Source organism: Klebsiella sp. AqSCr (genome assembly GCF_008452795.1).
In the GTDB taxonomy this organism is placed as follows: domain Bacteria; phylum Pseudomonadota; class Gammaproteobacteria; order Enterobacterales; family Enterobacteriaceae; genus Klebsiella; species Klebsiella pneumoniae.
Window position 1 is genome coordinate 409,516 of sequence record NZ_MJDM01000005.1, and the last position, 17,706, is coordinate 427,221.

At 62.1% G+C, this 17,706-nt stretch carries 18 protein-coding genes and 1 pseudogene; 10 read left to right on the top strand and 9 right to left on the bottom strand.

Going from position 1 to position 17,706, the window contains the following annotated elements:
• Positions 1 to 187 precede the first annotated feature (187 nt).
• Entirely contained in the window at positions 188 to 1,345 is a 1,158-nt protein-coding gene (locus BHE81_RS05815) for a YbfB/YjiJ family MFS transporter (protein ID WP_016946390.1), read from the top strand.
• Here BHE81_RS05815 and BHE81_RS05820 read toward each other — a convergent pair.
• Positions 1,342 to 2,187, bottom strand: a complete 846-nt coding sequence (locus BHE81_RS05820; protein ID WP_023280057.1) for a LysR family transcriptional regulator — start codon at positions 2,185 to 2,187, stop codon at positions 1,342 to 1,344. The genes BHE81_RS05815 and BHE81_RS05820 overlap by 4 nt on opposite strands.
• An 89-nt stretch (positions 2,188 to 2,276) precedes the next feature.
• Between BHE81_RS05820 and BHE81_RS05825 the strand changes: the two genes are divergently transcribed.
• Positions 2,277 to 3,370: NAD(P)H-dependent flavin oxidoreductase (locus tag BHE81_RS05825; RefSeq protein WP_228268704.1), on the top strand; the 1,094-nt coding region annotated here is incomplete at its 3' end.
• 2 nt (positions 3,371 to 3,372) lie between these two features.
• On the opposite strand, the pseudogene BHE81_RS05830 reads toward BHE81_RS05825, so the two are convergent.
• The 4 genes and pseudogenes from BHE81_RS05830 to BHE81_RS05845 all read right to left on the bottom strand — a co-directional run.
• Positions 3,373 to 4,027: pseudogene (locus BHE81_RS05830) on the bottom strand (methionine ABC transporter permease); the annotation flags it as partial.
• A complete protein-coding gene (locus BHE81_RS05835) occupies positions 4,024 to 4,815 on the bottom strand; it encodes a methionine ABC transporter ATP-binding protein (RefSeq protein WP_023342815.1) in 792 nt (263 codons plus the stop codon). The pseudogene BHE81_RS05830 and the gene BHE81_RS05835, both read right to left, overlap by 4 nt.
• Complete coding sequence (locus tag BHE81_RS05840) at positions 4,812 to 5,618, bottom strand: MetQ/NlpA family ABC transporter substrate-binding protein (RefSeq protein WP_002904638.1); 807 nt, start codon at positions 5,616 to 5,618, stop codon at positions 4,812 to 4,814. The genes BHE81_RS05835 and BHE81_RS05840 overlap by 4 nt, the downstream gene beginning before the upstream one ends.
• 23 nt (positions 5,619 to 5,641) lie before the next feature.
• On the bottom strand, positions 5,642 to 6,670 hold the full coding sequence (locus BHE81_RS05845) for an isopenicillin N synthase family dioxygenase (RefSeq protein WP_023342814.1): 1,029 nt from the start codon (positions 6,668 to 6,670) through the stop codon (positions 5,642 to 5,644).
• Between the two features lie 282 nt (positions 6,671 to 6,952).
• On the opposite strand from BHE81_RS05845, the gene BHE81_RS05850 reads away from it, so the two are divergent.
• The 3 genes from BHE81_RS05850 to BHE81_RS05860 all read left to right on the top strand — a co-directional run bounded on the left by BHE81_RS05850 (position 6,953) and on the right by BHE81_RS05860 (position 8,481).
• On the top strand, positions 6,953 to 7,216 hold the full coding sequence (locus BHE81_RS05850) for a VF530 family DNA-binding protein (RefSeq protein WP_023286417.1): 264 nt from the start codon (positions 6,953 to 6,955) through the stop codon (positions 7,214 to 7,216).
• 21 nt (positions 7,217 to 7,237) lie between these two features.
• Positions 7,238 to 7,549: a cupin domain-containing protein gene (locus tag BHE81_RS05855; RefSeq protein ID WP_002904646.1), complete on the top strand. Its 312-nt coding sequence runs from the start codon at positions 7,238 to 7,240 to the stop codon at positions 7,547 to 7,549.
• Positions 7,550 to 7,725: 176 nt separating this feature from the next.
• Positions 7,726 to 8,481 carry a VOC family protein gene (locus tag BHE81_RS05860; protein WP_014907617.1) on the top strand — a complete coding sequence of 252 codons (756 nt, stop codon included), beginning with the start codon at positions 7,726 to 7,728 and terminating at the stop codon, positions 8,479 to 8,481.
• A gap of 9 nt (positions 8,482 to 8,490) precedes the next feature.
• Here BHE81_RS05860 and BHE81_RS05865 read toward each other — a convergent pair whose 3' ends face one another.
• Complete coding sequence (locus BHE81_RS05865; RefSeq protein WP_004190181.1) at positions 8,491 to 9,435, bottom strand: AraC family transcriptional regulator; 945 nt, start codon at positions 9,433 to 9,435, stop codon at positions 8,491 to 8,493.
• Between the two features lie 105 nt (positions 9,436 to 9,540).
• Between BHE81_RS05865 and BHE81_RS05870 the strand changes: the two genes are divergently transcribed.
• Positions 9,541 to 10,779 carry an MFS transporter gene (locus tag BHE81_RS05870; RefSeq protein WP_023342813.1) on the top strand — a complete coding sequence of 413 codons (1,239 nt, stop codon included), beginning with the start codon at positions 9,541 to 9,543 and terminating at the stop codon, positions 10,777 to 10,779.
• Here the strand turns inward: BHE81_RS05870 and hpxE are convergent.
• Positions 10,756 to 11,730, bottom strand: coding sequence for a molybdenum cofactor-independent xanthine hydroxylase subunit HpxE (hpxE, locus tag BHE81_RS05875; protein ID WP_023283699.1), 975 nt, complete (start codon positions 11,728 to 11,730; stop codon positions 10,756 to 10,758). The genes BHE81_RS05870 and hpxE overlap by 24 nt on opposite strands.
• Before the next feature lie 11 nt (positions 11,731 to 11,741).
• A complete protein-coding gene (hpxD, locus tag BHE81_RS05880) occupies positions 11,742 to 12,779 on the bottom strand; it encodes a molybdenum cofactor-independent xanthine hydroxylase subunit HpxD (protein ID WP_014907614.1) in 1,038 nt (345 codons plus the stop codon).
• Positions 12,780 to 12,904: 125 nt separating this feature from the next.
• On the opposite strand from hpxD, the gene hpxR reads away from it, so the two are divergent.
• The gene (gene hpxR, locus BHE81_RS05885; RefSeq protein WP_002904781.1) at positions 12,905 to 13,828 is read left to right on the top strand and encodes a LysR family hpxDE operon transcriptional regulator HpxR; all 924 of its coding nucleotides are present in this window, start codon (positions 12,905 to 12,907) and stop codon (positions 13,826 to 13,828) included.
• Here hpxR and hpxO read toward each other — a convergent pair.
• Positions 13,809 to 14,963 (bottom strand): FAD-dependent urate hydroxylase HpxO, encoded by a 1,155-nt coding sequence (hpxO, locus tag BHE81_RS05890; protein WP_002904783.1) that lies wholly within the window; start codon positions 14,961 to 14,963, stop codon positions 13,809 to 13,811. The two genes, hpxR and hpxO, sit on opposite strands and share 20 nt — an antisense overlap.
• A gap of 345 nt (positions 14,964 to 15,308) precedes the next feature.
• Here hpxO and BHE81_RS05895 point away from each other — a divergent pair, with 345 nt between their 5' ends.
• Genes BHE81_RS05895 through uraH form a run of 3 tightly spaced genes read left to right on the top strand, consistent with a single transcriptional unit; the run spans position 15,309 to position 17,489 of the window.
• Positions 15,309 to 16,688, top strand: coding sequence for a nucleobase:cation symporter-2 family protein (locus BHE81_RS05895; protein WP_004184021.1), 1,380 nt, complete (start codon positions 15,309 to 15,311; stop codon positions 16,686 to 16,688).
• Positions 16,666 to 17,166 carry a 2-oxo-4-hydroxy-4-carboxy-5-ureidoimidazoline decarboxylase gene (gene uraD, locus BHE81_RS05900; protein ID WP_002904787.1) on the top strand — a complete coding sequence of 167 codons (501 nt, stop codon included), beginning with the start codon at positions 16,666 to 16,668 and terminating at the stop codon, positions 17,164 to 17,166. The genes BHE81_RS05895 and uraD overlap by 23 nt, the downstream gene beginning before the upstream one ends.
• Positions 17,163 to 17,489, top strand: a complete 327-nt coding sequence (uraH, locus tag BHE81_RS05905; RefSeq protein ID WP_004184023.1) for a hydroxyisourate hydrolase — start codon at positions 17,163 to 17,165, stop codon at positions 17,487 to 17,489. The genes uraD and uraH overlap by 4 nt, the downstream gene beginning before the upstream one ends.
• The last annotated feature ends 217 nt before the right edge of the window (positions 17,490 to 17,706 follow it).

Below are 17,706 nucleotides of genomic sequence, written 5' to 3' on the forward strand. Positions count from 1 at the left end.
GGTTGAGTTGATACTGTACCGGTAAATCGGCCCGGCGTGTGTTAAGCCGTGCCCAGGCGCCACCTTCTCTCTGTAAATACCATAGCGGATTAACATCCGCCTTGCGCCAACAATACCTCTTCATCATAATAAAAAAGAATTATACAATATTATTGTTCTTAAATTGAGAATCATTGTGGGGTGGTGGATGAATAACCAATCGCGCCAGGCCTTATGGCTGGCACTGGCTGGATCGATAGTACTGATGATCGGCATGGGCTATGGGCGCTTTGCCTTCACCGGCGTGCTGCCGCTTATGCTTAATGAAGGTCTGTTAACCCTGCACGAGGGCAATCTCGCCGCGTCGGCCAATTACGCTGGCTATCTGGTCGGTGCGTTGCTGCTGGCGCGGGTGCAGCCTGGGGCCGCCACCCGACTGAGCATTATCTCCGCCGGGTTGACCATCGCCAGCCTGGCGCTGCTGGCCTGGGTGAGCTCGCCGTGGACCATTATTACGCTGCGCGCCGTCGCCGGCGCGCTGAGCGCGATAACGCTGATTGCAGGTTCGCTGTGGCTGCTGGAACATATGGGGCATCATCACGGGGCGCCGTTGCTGTATGCCGGGGTGGGGCTGGGGATATTTATCTCCGCGGAGGGGATCGCCCTTGGACATGCCCTGAGCCTCACCAGCCAGCAGATCTGGCTGCTCTGCGCATTATGCGCCGGTCTGCTGCTGGCGCTGGCGATCCGTTGGCTGCTGACTCCGCCGGCTGCACTGGTGCGGGTTTCCCATGTTGAAACCTCCTCGCCTGCGTCCGGGAGCGATACCCGTCGCGCGGCGTGGCGACTCTTGATGGTTTACGGTCTGGCGGGCTTCGGCTATATCATCACCGCCACTTATCTGCCGTTGTTTCTGTCCGGTTCGCTGCAGAGCGTTGACCCGGTCCATCTGTGGGCGCTGTTTGGTCTGGCGGCCGCGCCGTCCTGCCTCATCTGGCATAAGCTGGTGCTAAAGTGGGGATACCGGCAAGCGCTGACCCGCAACCTGCTCGTCCAGGCGCTTGGCGTGATCCTTCCAGCCTGCAGCGCTTCATTGCTGTTTTGCGTGCTAAGCGCGCTTTTGGTGGGCTTTACCTTTATGGGCACCGTAACCATTGCGCTACCGAAGGCGAAAAGTCTCAGCCATCAGGTGAGCTTCAATATGATTGCCGCGATGACTGCACTGTACGGTGTGGGACAGATTGCCGGGCCGCTTATCGCCGGCGCGCTGTATCAGATCGCGGCTTCATTTAACCCGGCGCTCTATGCCGCGGCGCTGGCGCTGCTGATTGCCGCAGGGCTGGTCTTTACCGAACGCCAGGCTTAGCCAATCGCCACGCTTTGCAGCAGCTTGCGCCACTCGCTCAGGGCGGGGGCGCTCAAGCCGCTGCGCCAGATAAGCTGGGTGGTCGCCTCGCACAGCGGTTCGCTAAGGCAGTTTTCGGGAAGCGTCATCAGCGACAGCACGCTCTCCGGCAGCAGGCAGGCGTAGCGCCCGGACGCCACGCAGGCAAGCATGCTGTGATAGGAATTGACCTCATGCACCTCGACGGCCGCCTGCTGTTCCGCCAGCCAGCGTTCTCCCAGCGCGCGGTAGCTGCAGCCGCTGGCAAATGCCGCGAACCGCAGCGGACCCGGGGTCTGCGGACGGACCAGCATCAGGGTTTCATAAAACACCGGGGTGAATGCCAGTTCGGCGGGACAGGCAGGTTGCCCATCGGCCCCTGGCGGCAGGCAGACCAGCGCGGCATCAAGGGCGGCGGTTAACACCCCCTCGGTTAACTGGCGGGTCGGTTGGGTGATGAGGGTGATATCCACCTGTGGGCACTGCTGTTGGTAGCGGGTAAGCAGCGGCGGCAGCCGGCTGGCGGCGGTCGCCTCCATCGCGCCCAGACGCAGACTGCCGCCTGGGGTTGTCGGATGCAGAGCCTGCTTTGCCTCTTCCGCCAGGCTCAGGATCCGCCGGGCATAGCTGAGAAACTGCACGCCTGCCGGGGACAACACCATTTTTTTGTTGCCGCGAACGAAGAGCTCAACGGCAAGCTCCTCTTCCAGCTGCTGAATGCGGGTCGTGATATTGGACTGTGCGCGGCCCAGCCGTTTTGCTGCCTGGGTGACGCTCTGCGTTTCTGCCACCTGAATGAAGATCTCGAGTGTGCTGTGGTTCATATTTTTCTTCTCAATACGATAATAATGTTGATCTTACCATCTTTAAAGGAGATGGTAAGCCTCCGGCATCGTTAATGCATGAGGAAACCATGAGCAACCCGCTGCTTTCGCTTCTTGATATTGATTATCCCCTGATTCAGGCCCCGATGGCGGGCGTCTCCACCCCCGCGCTGGCTGCCGCGGTAAGTAATGCCGGTGCGCTGGGCTCGCTGGGGCTGGGCGCTTCAACCGTTGCCCAGGCGGAAGCGATGATAGTCGCCACCCGCCAGCTGACGGACCGCCCGTTCAATGTCAATCTGTTCTGCCATGCGCCGCCCCGGCGCGACGCCCGGCGGGAAGCCAACTGGGCAACAACATTACGTCCCCATTTTGCCCGCTATGGTAGTACGCCACCGGATTCGTTAAGCGAGATATACCAGACATTTGTCGGTCATGCGCCGATGCTGGAGCTGCTTCTCGACATCTCGCCGGCGGTGGTGAGCTTTCATTTCGGCCTTCCTGAAGGTGAGACGATCCTGCGTCTGCGGCGGCAGGGGATCGTTACCCTGGCGACGGCAACCTCGCTGCAGGAGGCGCTGCTGATTGAACAGCAGGGGATCGACGTGGTGGTCGCTCAGGGCTATGAGGCGGGCGGGCACCGGGGGATCTTTGCTCCGCAGGAGCCTGACGCGCAGCTGAGCACCTTCACCCTGGTGCAACTTCTGCGGCGTCGGCTAACCATCCCGGTGGTGGCTGCCGGGGGCATCATGGACGGAGCGGGGATCGCCAGCGTGATGCAGTTGGGGGCGCAGGGCGTACAGCTCGGTACGGCGTTTTTACTGTGTCCGGAATCGGCCGCCGACGCCGGCTATCGCGCGGCGATCCACAACAGCCTTGACGGGCGTACGGTGCTGACCTCCGCGATATCCGGGCGTCCGGCACGCTGTCTGGCGAATGCCTTCTGTGCGCTGGGGGAAGGCTATCCGGCGAGCGCCGTGCCGGATTATCCGCTGGCGTATGATATCGGCAAAGCACTGGCCGCCGCCGCGAAAGCCCAGGGTGTCCATGAGTATGGCGCCCACTGGGCCGGGCAGGGGGTGGGGTTGATCCGCGAGTGTGACGCCGCCACTCTGGTCCGCCAGCTGGCGGCAGAGGTCGGTAAATTCGCTGTCCGGACGCGCCACCACCGTCGGCGTGCCGTTATNNGGCGGTGGGCCAGGCTACGCACCAGCCGATCGCCGGCCATTTGCACCCCCTGGACCATCGCCACCAGGATCAGCACTGTGCCAAACATGACTTCATTATTAAACCGCTGATAGCCGTAGCGGATGGCGAGGTCGCCGAGTCCACCGCCGCCGATCACACCGGCCATGGAGGAGAAACCAATCAGCATCACGATGGTCAGCGTGATCCCGGCCAGCAGCGTTGGCAGGGCTTCCGGCAGCAGGGATTTAAAAATGACGTGCCAGACGTTGCCGCCCATCGACAGAATGGCTTCAATTCTCCCGTAGTCCACCTCGTCGAGCGCGTTTTCCGTCAGACGGGCAAAGAATGGAAAGGCGCCGATGGTTACCGGCACGATGGCGGCGGTGCTGCCCAGCGTGGTGCCGACGATCAGCCGGGTAAAGGGGATCAGGGCGATCAGCAGTACGATAAACGGCAGCGACCTGCCGATGTTGATCACCGCGCCTAACAGCGCGTTCAGTTTCGGCATCGGCGCCAGCCCGTTGGCGCGGGAAATAAATAACAGCACGCCGGTGGGCAGCCCGATCAGCACGGTAAACAGGGCCGCCAGGCCCACCATATAAAGCGTATCCAGCGTGCCGTCGAGTAATAACGGCCACAAATCTTCCCAGCTCATGCTACTCCGCATAATGGCCTCCCCTGAACGCCGTGGCGGGTAAGAAATTCCTGTTCAGCCTGCGGGTCGTGCAGCAGCGACTGGCGCAGCCGCGACCATGGAGTCACCAGCAGGTCGGCGAGTTTACCGCTTTCGACAATCTCGCCCTGTTCCAGCAGCGCCGCGTGGTCACAGATGGTTTTCACCACCTCCAGCTGGTGCGTAATCAGCACAATGGTCAGATTGAGGCGCTGGTTAATATCCGCCAGCAGGGCCAGCACCGAGGCGGTGGTCTCGGGATCCAGCGCACTGGTCGCCTCATCGCACAGCAGCACTTCCGGCCGGGCGGCCAGCGCCCGGGCGATGCCGACGCGCTGCTTTTGCCCGCCGGAAAGCTGTGACGGGAAAGCAGCGGCCTTTTCGCTGAGATCCACCAGCTCCAGCAGTTCGCGCACCCGGGCCTCGCGAGCGGCCCTCGGCACTCCGGCAATCTCCAGCGGCACCGCGATGTTGTCAGCGACGGTGCGGGCATGCAGCAGATTGAAGTGCTGGAAAATCATCCCGGTGCGCAGGCGATAATCCCGCAGCGCCGCCTTGTTCAACTGGGTAATATCCTGTCCGTTCACCAGAATGCGGCCCGAGGTGGGCCGCTCCAGTAAATTGAGACAGCGGATGAGCGTACTTTTGCCGGCGCCACTGCGCCCGAGAATGCCGTATATTGCCCCTTTCGGTATCTGCAACGCGATATCGTTCAGCGCCGGTCGGCCGGTTCCGGCGTAGGTTTTGCTCAGCCCTTCGATGGTTATCATGACTGAGGGGCCACCGGGATCACCGAGCCGTTGTAGGTTTTACGGATAAACTCCGCCACCTGCGGCGAGGTCAGATCTTTCGCCAGCGCCTTAATGCGCGGGTCATTCGCCAGGGCTGGGGTGGTCACCAGAATATTGGCGTACGGGTTATGCTCGGCGCTTTCCAGCCCCAGGGCATCCTTCGCTGGCACCAGGCCGGCTTCCAGCGCGTAGTTACCGTTAATCACCGCCAGGTCGACATCGTCGAGGGAGCGCGGGATCTGCGGCGATTCAATCTCCAGAATCTTCAGGTGTTTCGGGTTCTCGACAATATCCTTCGGCGTCGCCAGGGTGGTGGCCGGGTCGGTAAATTTAGGGTCCAGCTTAATAAGCTTCTGCGCCTGCAGCAGGAACAGCGCCCGGCTCAGGTTGGTGGTGTTATTCGGCACCGCCACGGTGGCGTTTTCCGGCAGTGATGAGAAATCTTTATGCTTATGCGAGTAAATTCCCAGCGGCTCAATATGCACGGTGGCCGCGACGGCAAAGGTTTTACCCAACGCTTTCTCCTGATCCTTCAGATAGGGAACATGCTGGAAGTAGTTGGCATCCACATCGCCACTGGCCAGCAGTTCATTGGCGTTGACCCCGCTGGTCAGCTCCACCACCTTCAGATCGAGGCTGGGATCGATTTTTTTGATGTAGTTGAGGATCTCCGCGTGGGGAACCGGGTCCGCGGCGACGCGCAGCGCGGCAGCCTGGGCAGACGTCCATGCCAGAGAAAGAGACAGTGCGACCCCTGCCAGTTTAAAAGCGGCATATTTCATGGTGTGTTCCTTTTTAGTTATGGTTAAACGATCAATTGCTCGGCGCGTTCGCGAAACACGTCCTGATAGTAGCGTTCCGCCACGTCCGGATGGGAACGCAGACGGCCCTTGAGATAATTCCAGCCGACATCGCGCAGCAGCGGATTGTGCGGGTCGCTGTCCGGCCCTCGCGCTTCACGCGCCAGCTCGGGCGGCAGGGTGTAAACCGGCACCACCGCGTCAAGCTGGGCGCCGAGGAAGAAGGCGATGGAGAGGCGCTGCTGCTGCGCCGGCGGCGACACCACGCGATGGACGGTAGCGCGCAAATACCCGTTGGTCGCCAGCTCCAGCAGTTCGCCAATATTGACCACAAAGCTGCCGGCCAGCGGCACGGCGTCGATCCATTCTCCAGGCGCGACCTCAACCTGCAGTCCTTTCTGCTCGTCCTGCAGCAGGAAGCTGAGGAAACCGGAATCTTTATGGGCGCCGACGCCCTGGCTGCTTTGGGTCTCCTGCTGGCCGGGATAGCGGATCAGTTTGATATGCTCGTTGGGTTTCTCGCCGTAGAGCTGATCGAAAGCATTCTCCGGGAGCTGCAGGGCTTCGGCAAAGGCGCGCAGCAGGCGGATGCCCACCTGGGTCATTTGCTGTTGCCAGTGAAGTAATACCGGTTTAAGCGACGGCAGGGCGGCAGGCCACAGATTCGGACCCTGCAGGCGCTGCCAGCGCGGGGCGTCGTCGCTGAGGGTCAGCGCCGGACGTTCGGCGCCGATATCAAACTGTTCTCGCCAGTCAGGCTGGCCGCGCGTCAGCTCAGAGGCCACGCGGTTATAGCCGCGAAAATGGGGGGAGTGGATCATCGCCACCTGCTGTTTTTGCGCCTCATCGAGAGCAAAAAAGCGCTGGGACTGGCGCTGAACTTCATATTGAAGCGCGTCGTCGACACCGTGGTTGATCAAATAGAAGAAGCCGATGTCGCGGGCGGCATGACGCAGGTCGGCCAGGAAGGCCGCTTTATCCGCGGGGTCCGCGTAGCGGGCCAGGTCGAGAATCGGCAGGGTGGTCGCGTTCATTGTGTTCTCCGAAAACGGGGTAATAAGTTATGGGTAGATTCAGGTTCTGGGTTCGGGCACAACAGCAGCGCATGGTGATTTCCTCTGTCCGGGGCTGAACACAGCTTGCCTCAAGGCCAAATAAGCAACCAATAACGTTATTTTCTAATTTATGACTGCGCGGGGTTCAGTGCTTTTGCGTTAAATAGATATAGGCGCGAAGCGCGTAATGAAGCCGGTTGCGCCCGTCGGTGAGAGCCAGTAAGGTAGGCGCACTTTTTAATGCGGAACGGACGTATCGTAATGCACAGCTCGAAAGATCCCCTGCACGGCGTGACGCTGGAAGCGCTGCTCAATGCCCTGGTGGCGCGCTATGGTTGGGCGGAAATGGCCCGCCAGGTCAACATTAACTGCTTTAAAAGCGATCCCACCATTAAGTCCAGCCTCAAATTTCTCCGCCGGACGCCGTGGGCGCGCAAAGAGGTAGAGGCTATGTATCTCGCCTCCCTTGATGATGACGCGCCGGTGGAGAAAGCGGATCCCTGGGCAAACTGGCAGAAAAAATAACCCTTACCACAGGACACCACCATGCAGAGCTGGAGCAGTAAAGATTTCACCGCCGACCGCGCGTGGGGCGCGCTGGATATTGCCAATTTTTCCGGCACCACCGTGCGTCTACACTGGACCGACCAACCCTATATCTGGCACATCAATGATGGTCAGGAGGTGTTTGCCGTGATGGATGGTCAGGTGGCGATGCATGTGAAAGTCGACGGCGAGGAGCAGATCATCATGCTAAACGCCGGCGATATCTTCTACGCCGGGGTGGGATGCGAGCATGTCGCTCACCCGCAGGGGGCGGCGCGTATTCTGGTGATTGAGAAAGAAGGGTCGGTCTGACCCCGTGGCGGGCGGTTCTTTGCCCGCCGTTTCATCGCCTGTCAGATGCGACATACCGCGTTGATATAAATCACTTATCCTGCTTTCGATATATTTAATTCTTGTTTGCCATTCCCTTCACCCCAGCACTATCTTTTGCCGCAGGCGCCTGACCAGGCACAATCGCGGGAGAGATCATGGCAACCTTGCAGTGGGACCACGCAGTACAGTTTGTGAATCAGCCGGAAGCGGCGATTGAAATCTTTGCCGGGCAGCAGCTGTGGGCGGTGGCCGGTGGGCACCATCCGGGGTGGGGAACCCGCAATGCGCTGAGCTATTTTGGCCTGACCTATATCGAATTCCTCGCCATTGCCGACCCGGACGAACTGCGCGCCGCGACGGACAAATTCCTCCTTTCGCGCGACGCCGCACGGCTGCTGCCGGAGAATGAGGCGCTGTTTCGGGTGGCGCTGCGCAGCGACGACATCGACGCCACCCATGACCAGTTGCGTCGCACAGGGGTGACAGTGTCACCGATTGTTGATGGCCAGCGCAACGATCCGCAGGGCAATATCATCCGCTGGCGGATCTTCACCATCGATGGCGACACTGCCGGGCTGGTCTATCCCTTTGTGCTGCAGTGGGGAGAAGACGACGCCACCCGGCTGACGCGGCTGCGCGCCCAGAGGCTGGACGCGCCGCATCCGCTGGGCGACATTACGCTTGAGCAGGCGGTGTTCGTGGTGGTCAATCCGCAGGCGGTGCGCGATCGCTGGCAGGCGCTGCTGGGCTTTCCGCCCCTGGGGGAGCAGGGACTGGACGTGGGCGGCCAGCAATTTATCTTCCGTGAAGGGGCTGCCAACCAGCTGACCGAACTGGTGTTCCGCGTCGCCAACCCGGCGCTTAAGGGGCAGCGCTTTCGTGTCGGCAACGGCGTGTATCGCTTTACATAAAGGCTGACTCTAGCGTGCCGTGGCGCGCAGGGCCCCCGGCGGCTGGCCGGTGATGCGTTTGAAAGCCCGGCTGAAGGCCGCCAGCGACTGATACCCGAGGCTGAAGGCGACTTTTTCCAGCGCCTGGCCTTCATGGGTGATGTACTGCACCGCCAGCCGCATACGCAGCTCGGTGAGATAGCGGGCGGGGGTGGTGCCGGTGGCGGCGAGAAAACGTTCCGCGAACAGCGAGCGTGAAAGACCCGCCTCCCGCGCCAGATCTTCCACTTTCCAGTTGACCCCCGGGCGCTGATGCATGGCGTAGATCGCTTTCGCCAGCCGGGGATCGCGCAGGACCTGTACCCAGCCGGTGGCGTTGCCGCACCCGCACGCTACCCAGCCGCGGACAATCAGCGCGGCCACCACGTCCGCCAGCCGGGCGAGGATCCCGGCATAGCCTGCCTGGCGGGTGAGCGATTCCCGCTCCATCGCTACCAACAGCGGCTGGATCTCCGGCCAGGTGTTTAGCAGGCTGCTGACCCGCATCACCTCGGGCATGGCCTTGACCAGCGGCTGCATGCCGCCGAGCTCAAAGTCCATACAACCGCTGAAAATGACGGCGCGCTCTGGGCAGTCAGGCTGGTCGCCAGCGTTGATACAACTTACCGTGCTGCACACCGTTTCGCTGGGCAGCTGCGCCACGTTGACCACCGTGGCCTGCGGATCCGAGAGCAGGGCGTGCCCGTCGCCGTTGGGAATAAACAGCGCATCGCCGCTCTCGAGGGTGAACTGTTCTCCGCTGGCCATGCGCAGCAGCACCGGCCCGCGGCTGATGAAATGGAACTGGGCTTTACCCGCCACGGCGCTAAAGCCGACGCCGAACGGGCGTGCGGTTTCGATGCGCCGGTAGTTAACGCCGGAGAGGCGCATACCGCGCAACAGTTCGCTGGTCAGGTCGATGGCAGGCTGGCTCATGGTAATTCCGGACGAATAATCAATAACTGAAGAGTATGCATCATATATCGTCCGAAAGTAAGTCCCTAAGATGACCAGGATGTTAATAAACCTGGAGAGTTGTATATGAGTTCCTGCATAGCTGCTGACGAGAGCCTGTCTCCCGCCAAACCTGCCTGGCGCGCCGTCTATGCCCTGGCCCTCGGGGTGTTCGGCCTGATCGTGGCCGAGTTTCTGCCCGCCAGCCTGTTAACGCCGATGGCCAGCAGCCTCGGCGTCAGTGAAGGGATGGCCGGACAGGCGGTCACCGCGACGGCGCTGGTGGCGTTAGTTACCGGCCTGCTGATCGCCACCGCTACCCGCAATATCGATCGCCGCTGGGTGCTGATGTTCTTTTCCGTGCTGCAGATAGTCTCCAGCCTGATGGTCGCTTTTGCCGATTCGCTGGCGTTTCTCCTGCTGGGCCGTCTGCTGTTGGGGATCGCCATCGGCGGCTTCTGGGCGATGTCCACCGCCACAGCGATGCGTCTGGTGCCGGCGGCCCATGTGCCAAAGGCGCTGGCGATCATCTTTTCCGCGGTGTCTGTCGCCACGGTGGTGGCCGCGCCGCTCGGCAGCTACCTCGGGGAGCTGATCGGCTGGCGCAACGTGTTTATTCTCTGTGCGATACCCAGCCTGCTGGCGCTGCTCTGGCAGCTGTGGGTGCTGCCCTCCATGCGCCCGGAGAGCGTCGGGACCTTCTCCACGCTGTTCAGGGTGCTGCGCCGCCCCGGTATGCTGGGCGGCATGCTGGCGACGATCCTGATTTTCAGCGGCCATTTCGCCTTCTTTACCTACCTGCGGCCGTTCCTTGAGACCGTCGCGCAGGCCAGTGTCGAAGGGGTTTCGCTGATATTGCTCGGCTTCGGTGTCGCTAACTTTATCGGCACTTCGGTGGCGAGCTATCTGCTGAGCCGTAGCCTGCGCCTGACCCTGGCGCTGGTGCCGTTGATGATGAGCGTTCTGGCGCTGCTGATGGTGACGTTTGGCCATCTGACCGTGCTGGCCGGGCTGCTGGTCGCCCTGTGGGGATTTGCCTTCGGCCTGGTGCCGGTGGCCTGGTCCACCTGGCTTGCCACCACCGTGCCGGATGAAGCAGAAAGCGCGGGCGGTCTGCTGGTCGCCTCTATTCAGCTGGCCATCAGCGCCGGGGCCGCCGGCGGCGGGGCGGTGTTTGATTTGCACGGCGCCAGCGGCGTCTTCACCGGCAGCGGTCTGCTGCTGTTGAGCTCGATGGTGATTGTCTTCGCCGCCGTACGGGTGAAACCGGTCGCCCGCGCCGACCAGCCGGTGACGGGCCGCTTATCCCGCGAGATCGATAACTAAATTGGCCGACAGGCTGCGGGAGCAGCACAGCGCAATATGCTGCTCTGCGGCCTGTTTTTCCGCCTCCGACTGCACGGTATCCCGGTGGTCGACGGTTCCCTCGCGTACCGGCGTCAGGCAGGCGCCGCAGATCCCCATCTCGCAGGAGAGCGGCACCGCGACGCCATGCTCCTGCAGCACCTGGGCGATGGTTTTGTCCCCCGGCACCGGCCAGCGCTCCCCGGTGGAGGCGAGGGTGATGGTGAAGGTTCCGTCCGCCGCCGACGCCGTCGTCGGGGCGGGCGGCTGGAACGCTTCGCTGTGCAATTGCGCCTCCTCCCATCCGACCGCCCGCGCGGTATCGCGAACCCGGGCCATAAATCCGGGCGGACCGCAGAAGTAGACCCGGGTGTCGGCGTCCGGAGCCCCCAGATCCTGCGCCAGCCGCTGGCGCGGACTCTGCCCCTCGTCTGAGCAGTGGATCTGGCAGATTCCACCCGTTAGCTGGCGGGCGATCTCGGTGGCGAAGGCGGCCTCCTGCGCACGGCTAACGTAATAGTGCAGCGTAAAGCTGGCGCCGGACGCCGCCCGGGCGTGTGCCATCGCCAGCAGCGGCGTAATGCCGATCCCGGCGGCGAGAAGCACCACATGGCCGCCCTCGTGCAGCGGAAAGTGGTTGCGCGGGGCAGAGATCATCAATGGCTGTCCCGGGCGCAGGGTGTCATGAATATAACGGGAGCCACCGCGAGACTGCGACTCGCGGGCGATGCAGAGCAGATAGCGATCCCGTTCGGCCGGGCTGCCGGTCAGGGAGTACTGACGGATCAGCCCGCAGGGAAGATGGAGATCGATATGGGCGCCGGGCGTCCACGCCGGCAGCGGTTGCCCCTCGGCGCTCACCAGACGAACGGCCAGGTTTTTCGCGCCCTGGCGCCACAGGCCATCGACCACCACCGGGAGTATGTCGCGCATATGACCTCCACTCATACCAGAAAGAAATCGCCAAAGCCCATCTTCTTCAGCCCGCGCCGGTAGGCGATAGAGCTGCGGTCCGCCGGAATATGCGCCTCCAGGGTCAGATCCAGCGGCAACCGTTCCGGACGCTGGGTCTCGACCATCAGGCGGTCCTCTTCAAATACCCGCAGGTTGAACGCATGTACGTCTTCCACCGGCACGTGCAGATCGAAGTTGCGGGCAATAGGGGCAAACATCCGCGTCACCCGGGACGACACCGGCGAGGCGGCGTTCATGATCACCAGCCTGGCGTCGGCGGGAAAATGGATGGTCAGCGTAGCGGTGAACGGCAGATGCATTTCAAAGTGACGCAGCCACTGGAACCCTTCCGGCGCGCGGAAATCAGAGCTGGCCGGGTAATTGCCCACCGAGCTCCAGTAGTCGGCAACAAAGCCGAACGGCGTCTCCTGCGGGGTATAGTCCGGCACCTGCTGGTTGTCCGGATCGGCGAAGGTATCGGTGTGGATCCACGCGAAGTGGGCGACATCGAGAAAGCCTTCGACCTGGCGGCCGGCAAATCCCTTTACCTCGAAGGCCGGGCAGTTGATTTGCTGAAAGCCGGCGTCGTCCCAGTGCGGCATGGTCGGTAACGGCGGCGGATTGTCCGGATCGCAGGCCAGGCAGGTCCAGATCAGCCCGTAGCGCTCCTCCACGGCGAAGCTGGTGAGATGCAGTTTGGCCGGAATGGGTTGCCCCGGACTGGAGGGGATACGGTTGCAGCGGCCATCCTCGCCAAAGCGCAGGCCATGATAGGGGCAGACGATGCCTTCTTCTTCATGAAACCCCAGGGTCAGCGGCACCCCGCGGTGCGGGCAGACGTCGCGGGCGACTACCACCTGGCCTTTAATACGATAGATAACCAGCTGTTCGTCCAGCAGGGTGGCTTTCACCGGGGCGCCGGCAATATCGCAGGCGCGGGCCACCGGGTGCCAGCAGCGGGCCAGCCGCAGCCAGTCTTCCGGGTCAAAGGTGCAATGGGCGGGGGGCGTGGGGGTGATTGTCTTCATGATTTCTCTTCCTGCTCACATCGGTGATTGTTTTATTGTTGTGAGATTATTGTTGTCATATTAGGGTGTTCACATCCATCACCATTAATTCACTCTGCTGTTGCAAAAAAGAGTACAGGGGCGCCATGAGTCCATTTTCCCGTTTCGCGCACTATTTCATCGCCGTGGCCCGCTGCGGCAGCCTACGCCGGGCCGCCGAGCAGCTGCATATTTCCGCCTCGGCGATTAACCGCCAGATCCTGCAGGCTGAGGAGGCCTTCGGCACCCCGCTGTTCGAGCGCCTGCCGGAGGGACTGCGGATGACCACCGCCGGTGAGTTGCTGTATGACAACCTGCTGCGCTGGCAAAAGGAGTTTCGCCAGACGCGGCAGAAATTCGATGAGCTGCAGGGGATGAAGCGCGGAAGCGTTAGCGTTGGCATGGTGCAGGCGCTGGCGGAAGGGGGTTTCGCCGCCGCGCTGGCGGAGATCATCGCCAGCTGGCCGTGGCTGGAGCTGGATCTGCAGGTGGCTGACAGCCACACCGTCAGCCAGAAAGTGCGTCAGGCGGACCTGGACGTCGGCCTGATCCTCGATCCGCAGGGGCAGGCTGGACTCAGCGTGCTGGCCTTTGCCGAGCTGGAGGTGGGGATTGTGATGCGTCCGGACCATCCCCTGGCGGGGGCGAAGGCGCTGTCTTTGGGCGAGCTCAGCCTGGAGCGGCATATCGTGCCCGGCGCGCCGCTGATCGTCCATGAGCGGGTGGCGCTCCTCTATCGCCACCATGACTTTGCGCCGGAGAATACCATCAGCTGCAATGATATCCGGCTTATCAAGTCGTTGGTGCTGCGCGGCAGCGGCGTGACGCTCCTTAGCCTGCTCGACGTGCTGGACGAGGTCCAGCGTGGACAGCTGGCCTTTGTCCCGCTGCGCAGTACGCTGCTGCGACCGCTGACCCTGGCGCTGTGTACTGCACCCTCGCGTCAGCTTTCGCGGCCCGCGCAAATGGCCATTCAGACGCTGAGTGCGGTGATCGAATCCATGGCGACGGTCAGCCCAGCGGCCCGCTGAGGATGGTGTCGCACATGCCGTTGATAATGCGCTCCCCGGTCTCCTCGCGCAGCTCCTGGTACCAGGCTTCGGTGAGCTGCATATCCTTCCCGTGGGTAATATCGCACCGTTTGCGCGCCTTCAGCACCAGGTCACGAACCCGGTCGCAGCGCTGGGCTTCGTACTCGCGCAGGGCGGCCGCAATATCGCGGGTCTGGCGGAAAACGGCGCCCAGCACCACTGCATCTTCCATCGCCGCGCAGCCTCCCTGGCCAATATCCGGGGTGGTGCTGTGTCCGGCATCGCCGAGCAGCGCGACGCGGCCGCGCACCAGGCGGCTGAAAGGTTCGATATCATGGATTTCAATGCGGTTGGTAGTCTGCGGGTCGAGGGCGGCGATCAGCTTCTGCACCGGCGGCGCCCAGCCGGCAAAGTAGCGGCTGAGGTCAGCGCGCAGGGTGTCACGATCCTCCGCCAGACCCGCCGGAAGCGGCACATCAAAGAAAAAGTAGAACCGGCCGGCGGAGACCGGCATCAGCGAGACGCGCTTGCCTTCGCCGACAAAGGTGGTCCACTGGTCGCCGGGGGCCAGCGCTTCATCTATCTCCACCAGGCCGTTCCAGTTGACGTAGCCGGCGTAGCGGCGCTGCGGGGTAAAGCCCAGCACCCACGGACGCAGTGCGGAATGGCTGCCGTCGGCGGCAATCAGCAGATCGCCGCTGGCGCTGCTGCCGTCGGTAAACCATACCGTCACGCCGTCGGCGTCTTCTTCACAGCGGGTGACGCGTTTGCCGAACTGCACGCTGTCCCGTCCCCAGTAATCCAGCATTTCCCGCTGCAGTTCTGCCCGGGAGACCGGGCAGGGACGGCTGCCGGTGCGTTCGATCAGCGGGGCGAGACTGAACTGGGTCATGTTCTCGCCGCTGCGGAAATCACGATACGCCATCCGGCGCAGCGGCCCGCCGAAGGTCTCCATGATGTCGCCCATGCCGAGGTGGGCCATGCACTTCACGCCGTTGGGCCACACGGAAATCGCTGCGCCGACCGGTTTGATCTCTTTCACCGCTTCATAGACGTCGCAGTCGATCCCCGACTGTTTGAGCGCCACTGCCGCACTTAAACCGCCGATGCCGGCGCCAATCACGATTGCTTTCATTTTTTTCTCCTTCTCCCGATGTTGTGACTGACTACAGCAATTTGCGTACCAGTTCGCCGGAGGGAGGAAAACCGCCTGCCTGTGGCACAGCGATGGCTCATGACGCACCGCATCGGTGCAATGTGAGGTATTGGTTGCCTTTTTATGAATCAAAAGTTTCTGTATGTTGCATTAAGAATCTATCGTTTCAGACGCCTGGTTCAGCAGCGGAGAGGGGTGATGCATCACGAGTGTAACCTAAGTTGATGATTTTGGAGTGATAATAAATTTATTGGTGCCCTTTTGTCGTCTCTGGCCTGCTTTGTGCACTAGCCCATGCACTTCTCTTTGCTACGGGATATCACTATGTCTGACGAACATCACAGTGGCCTGCTTTACGGCCTTGAACAGCGGATCCCACCGCTTCCGGCCTTTTTCAGCGCTCTCCAGCATGTGCTGGCGGGCCTGGTGGGGATCATCACGCCGCCGCTGATCATCGGCGCTACCCTCGGGCTTGGCGACTGGCTGCCGTATCTCATCAGTATGTCGCTGCTGGCCTCGGGCATCGGCACTTTTCTGCAGTCCAATCGGGTATGGGGCATCGGCGCCGGGATGATCTGCATGCAGGGCACCAGTTTTGCCTTCCTCGGCGTGACGGTGGCCGGAGGGATGTGGGTAAAAGCCCAGGGCGGCGGGCCGCAGGATATGATGGCGATGCTGTTTGGCGTTAACTTTGTCGCCGCTCTGGTGCCGGTGATTGTCAGCCGCTTTATCGAACCGCTGAAGAAAATCTTTACTCCCATCATTACCGGCAGCGTGATTGCGCTGATCGGCATCAGCCTGATCAAGGTCAGCGTCATCAACTGGTGCGGTGGGGAAAAGGCCGAGGATTTCGCCAGCATGAGCAATATCGCGCTCGGGGCGGGCACCCTCGGGGTTATCGTCCTGCTGAGCTGCGCCAAAAACCGCTGGCTGCGGCTCTCCTCGGTGGTGGTGGGCATTGCCGTGGGCTGCATCGCAGCGGGGCTGAGCGGTCAGTTCCATCTCCACAGCCTGGGCGACACTCTGTTTCGCCTGCCGACGCTGTTTCCGTTCGGCTTTCAGTTTAACAGCGCGATATTTCTGCCGGTCGCCCTGGTGTCGCTGGTCTGTATTCTGGAGGCGGTGGGCGATCTGACGGCCAACTCGCTGATTTCGCAACAGTCTGTTGACGATCGCGCTTTCCGTAACCGGCTGAAGGGCGGTATCCTGGCGGATGGCGTCAGCTGTATGGTGGCCGCCATGCTCTGTGCTTTTCCGAACACCACCTTCGCGCAGAACAACGGCGTGATCCAGATGACCGGGGTGGCCAGCCGCTATGTCGGACGCTACATTGGCGTGATTCTGATCCTGCTCGGGCTGTTTCCCCCGGTGGGCGAACTGCTGCGGCAGATCCCGGCGCCGGTGCTGGGGGGCGCCACGATGGTGATGTTTGGCTGCGTGGTGGCGGCCGGGATCCGGATTATTACCCAGACCCCGCTGAGCCGTCGCGATGTGCTGATCGTGGGGCTGGCGTTTGGCGCGGGTCTTGGCGTGGAGTCGGTGCCGGCGTTTCTCAGCCATTTTCCGCCGATGGTCGGCGATCTGTTCGGTTCGGCGGCCACCAGCGGTGGGCTGGTAGCGATAGCGCTGAACCTTATTCTGCCGCAGGAGCAGGCGGCGACGAAATCGTTAAGGAGTCAGGATGATCGCGCTGAGTCAGTTTAACAGCCTGAGCAAAGATGAGGCGGCGGGGCTGCTGGCCCCTTGCGTGGCGATCCCGGCCTGGGGCGAGATGCTGGTGAGCTTACGACCTTTCGCCAGCCGCCATGCGCTGCTGCAGGCCGCCCGTAAGGCGATGGCTAACTGGGGAGAGGATGAGCTGAACGCGGCGCTCAGCGCCCATCCGCGGATCGGTGAGAAGCCGACCGGCGGCCAGGCGCATGCGGCGCTGTCGCGCCAGGAGCAGTCGGCGGTGGACAGCGAGAATGAGCGGCTCGCGCAGGCCCTGCGGGAGGGCAATGCCCGCTACGAAGCCCGCTTTGGCCGGGTGTTTTTAATCCGCGCCAAAGGGCGCAGCGGCGATGAGATGTTGCAGGCGCTGACGCGCCGGCTGCAGCATACCGCCGACGAAGAAGTGGCCGAGGCGCTTGCCCAGCTGCGAGAGATTACGATGTTAAGACTGGAAGGAGTGATTGGCGAATGAGCACCCTGAGCACCCATATTCTGGATATTTCCACCGGTACGCCGGCAGAAGGCGTAACGGTCAGCCTGAGCCGGGAGGGCGAGACGCTGGCGAACCTGGTGACCAACGCCCAGGGGCGTATCGCCACCTTTAGCGCCGAGCCGCTGCCGGCGGGGCGCTATTGCTTAACAGCGGAAACCGGGGCGTGGTTTGCCCGCGCCGGGCGCGAGAGCGTCTTTACCCGGGCGCAGATTGATTTTGTTATCGGAGAGGCGGCAGAGGACCATTTCCATCTGCCGTTTCTCATCGCCCCGGGCGGGTGGTCGACCTACCGCGGCAGCTAAGCCGGCTGCTCGCTGCCGGGCGGCGCTGCGCTTGCCCGGCCTGGATCGTAACGGAGCGGGTAGAGACAGCCCGTAGGCCCGGTAAGGCGCAGCCGCCACCGGGCATGTACAGGTGGCTCCGGCGATCATCCTTCCTGTTTTATCCCCACACAAGGATAATTATTCTCTTATCCCCATCAGGGGATATCCTTGACATTATCCCCTGTAGGGTATAAAA

Excerpts from the sequence above, each read along its gene's own strand:
- BHE81_RS05815 (WP_016946390.1), top strand. The coding sequence starts at position 188 with ATGAATAACCAATCGCGCCAGGCCTTATGGCTGGCACTGGCTGGATCG.
- BHE81_RS05820 (WP_023280057.1), bottom strand. The coding sequence starts at position 2,187 with ATGAACCACAGCACACTCGAGATCTTCATTCAGGTGGCAGAAACGCAG.
- BHE81_RS05835 (WP_023342815.1), bottom strand. The coding sequence starts at position 4,815 with ATGATAACCATCGAAGGGCTGAGCAAAACCTACGCCGGAACCGGCCGA.
- BHE81_RS05840 (WP_002904638.1), bottom strand. The coding sequence starts at position 5,618 with ATGAAATATGCCGCTTTTAAACTGGCAGGGGTCGCACTGTCTCTTTCT.
- BHE81_RS05845 (WP_023342814.1), bottom strand. The coding sequence starts at position 6,670 with ATGAACGCGACCACCCTGCCGATTCTCGACCTGGCCCGCTACGCGGAC.
- BHE81_RS05850 (WP_023286417.1), top strand. The coding sequence starts at position 6,953 with ATGCACAGCTCGAAAGATCCCCTGCACGGCGTGACGCTGGAAGCGCTG.
- BHE81_RS05855 (WP_002904646.1), top strand. The coding sequence starts at position 7,238 with ATGCAGAGCTGGAGCAGTAAAGATTTCACCGCCGACCGCGCGTGGGGC.
- BHE81_RS05860 (WP_014907617.1), top strand. The coding sequence starts at position 7,726 with ATGGCAACCTTGCAGTGGGACCACGCAGTACAGTTTGTGAATCAGCCG.
- BHE81_RS05865 (WP_004190181.1), bottom strand. The coding sequence starts at position 9,435 with ATGAGCCAGCCTGCCATCGACCTGACCAGCGAACTGTTGCGCGGTATG.
- BHE81_RS05870 (WP_023342813.1), top strand. The coding sequence starts at position 9,541 with ATGAGTTCCTGCATAGCTGCTGACGAGAGCCTGTCTCCCGCCAAACCT.
- hpxE (WP_023283699.1), bottom strand. The coding sequence starts at position 11,730 with ATGCGCGACATACTCCCGGTGGTGGTCGATGGCCTGTGGCGCCAGGGC.
- hpxD (WP_014907614.1), bottom strand. The coding sequence starts at position 12,779 with ATGAAGACAATCACCCCCACGCCCCCCGCCCATTGCACCTTTGACCCG.
- hpxR (WP_002904781.1), top strand. The coding sequence starts at position 12,905 with ATGAGTCCATTTTCCCGTTTCGCGCACTATTTCATCGCCGTGGCCCGC.
- hpxO (WP_002904783.1), bottom strand. The coding sequence starts at position 14,963 with ATGAAAGCAATCGTGATTGGCGCCGGCATCGGCGGTTTAAGTGCGGCA.
- BHE81_RS05895 (WP_004184021.1), top strand. The coding sequence starts at position 15,309 with ATGTCTGACGAACATCACAGTGGCCTGCTTTACGGCCTTGAACAGCGG.
- uraD (WP_002904787.1), top strand. The coding sequence starts at position 16,666 with ATGATCGCGCTGAGTCAGTTTAACAGCCTGAGCAAAGATGAGGCGGCG.
- uraH (WP_004184023.1), top strand. The coding sequence starts at position 17,163 with ATGAGCACCCTGAGCACCCATATTCTGGATATTTCCACCGGTACGCCG.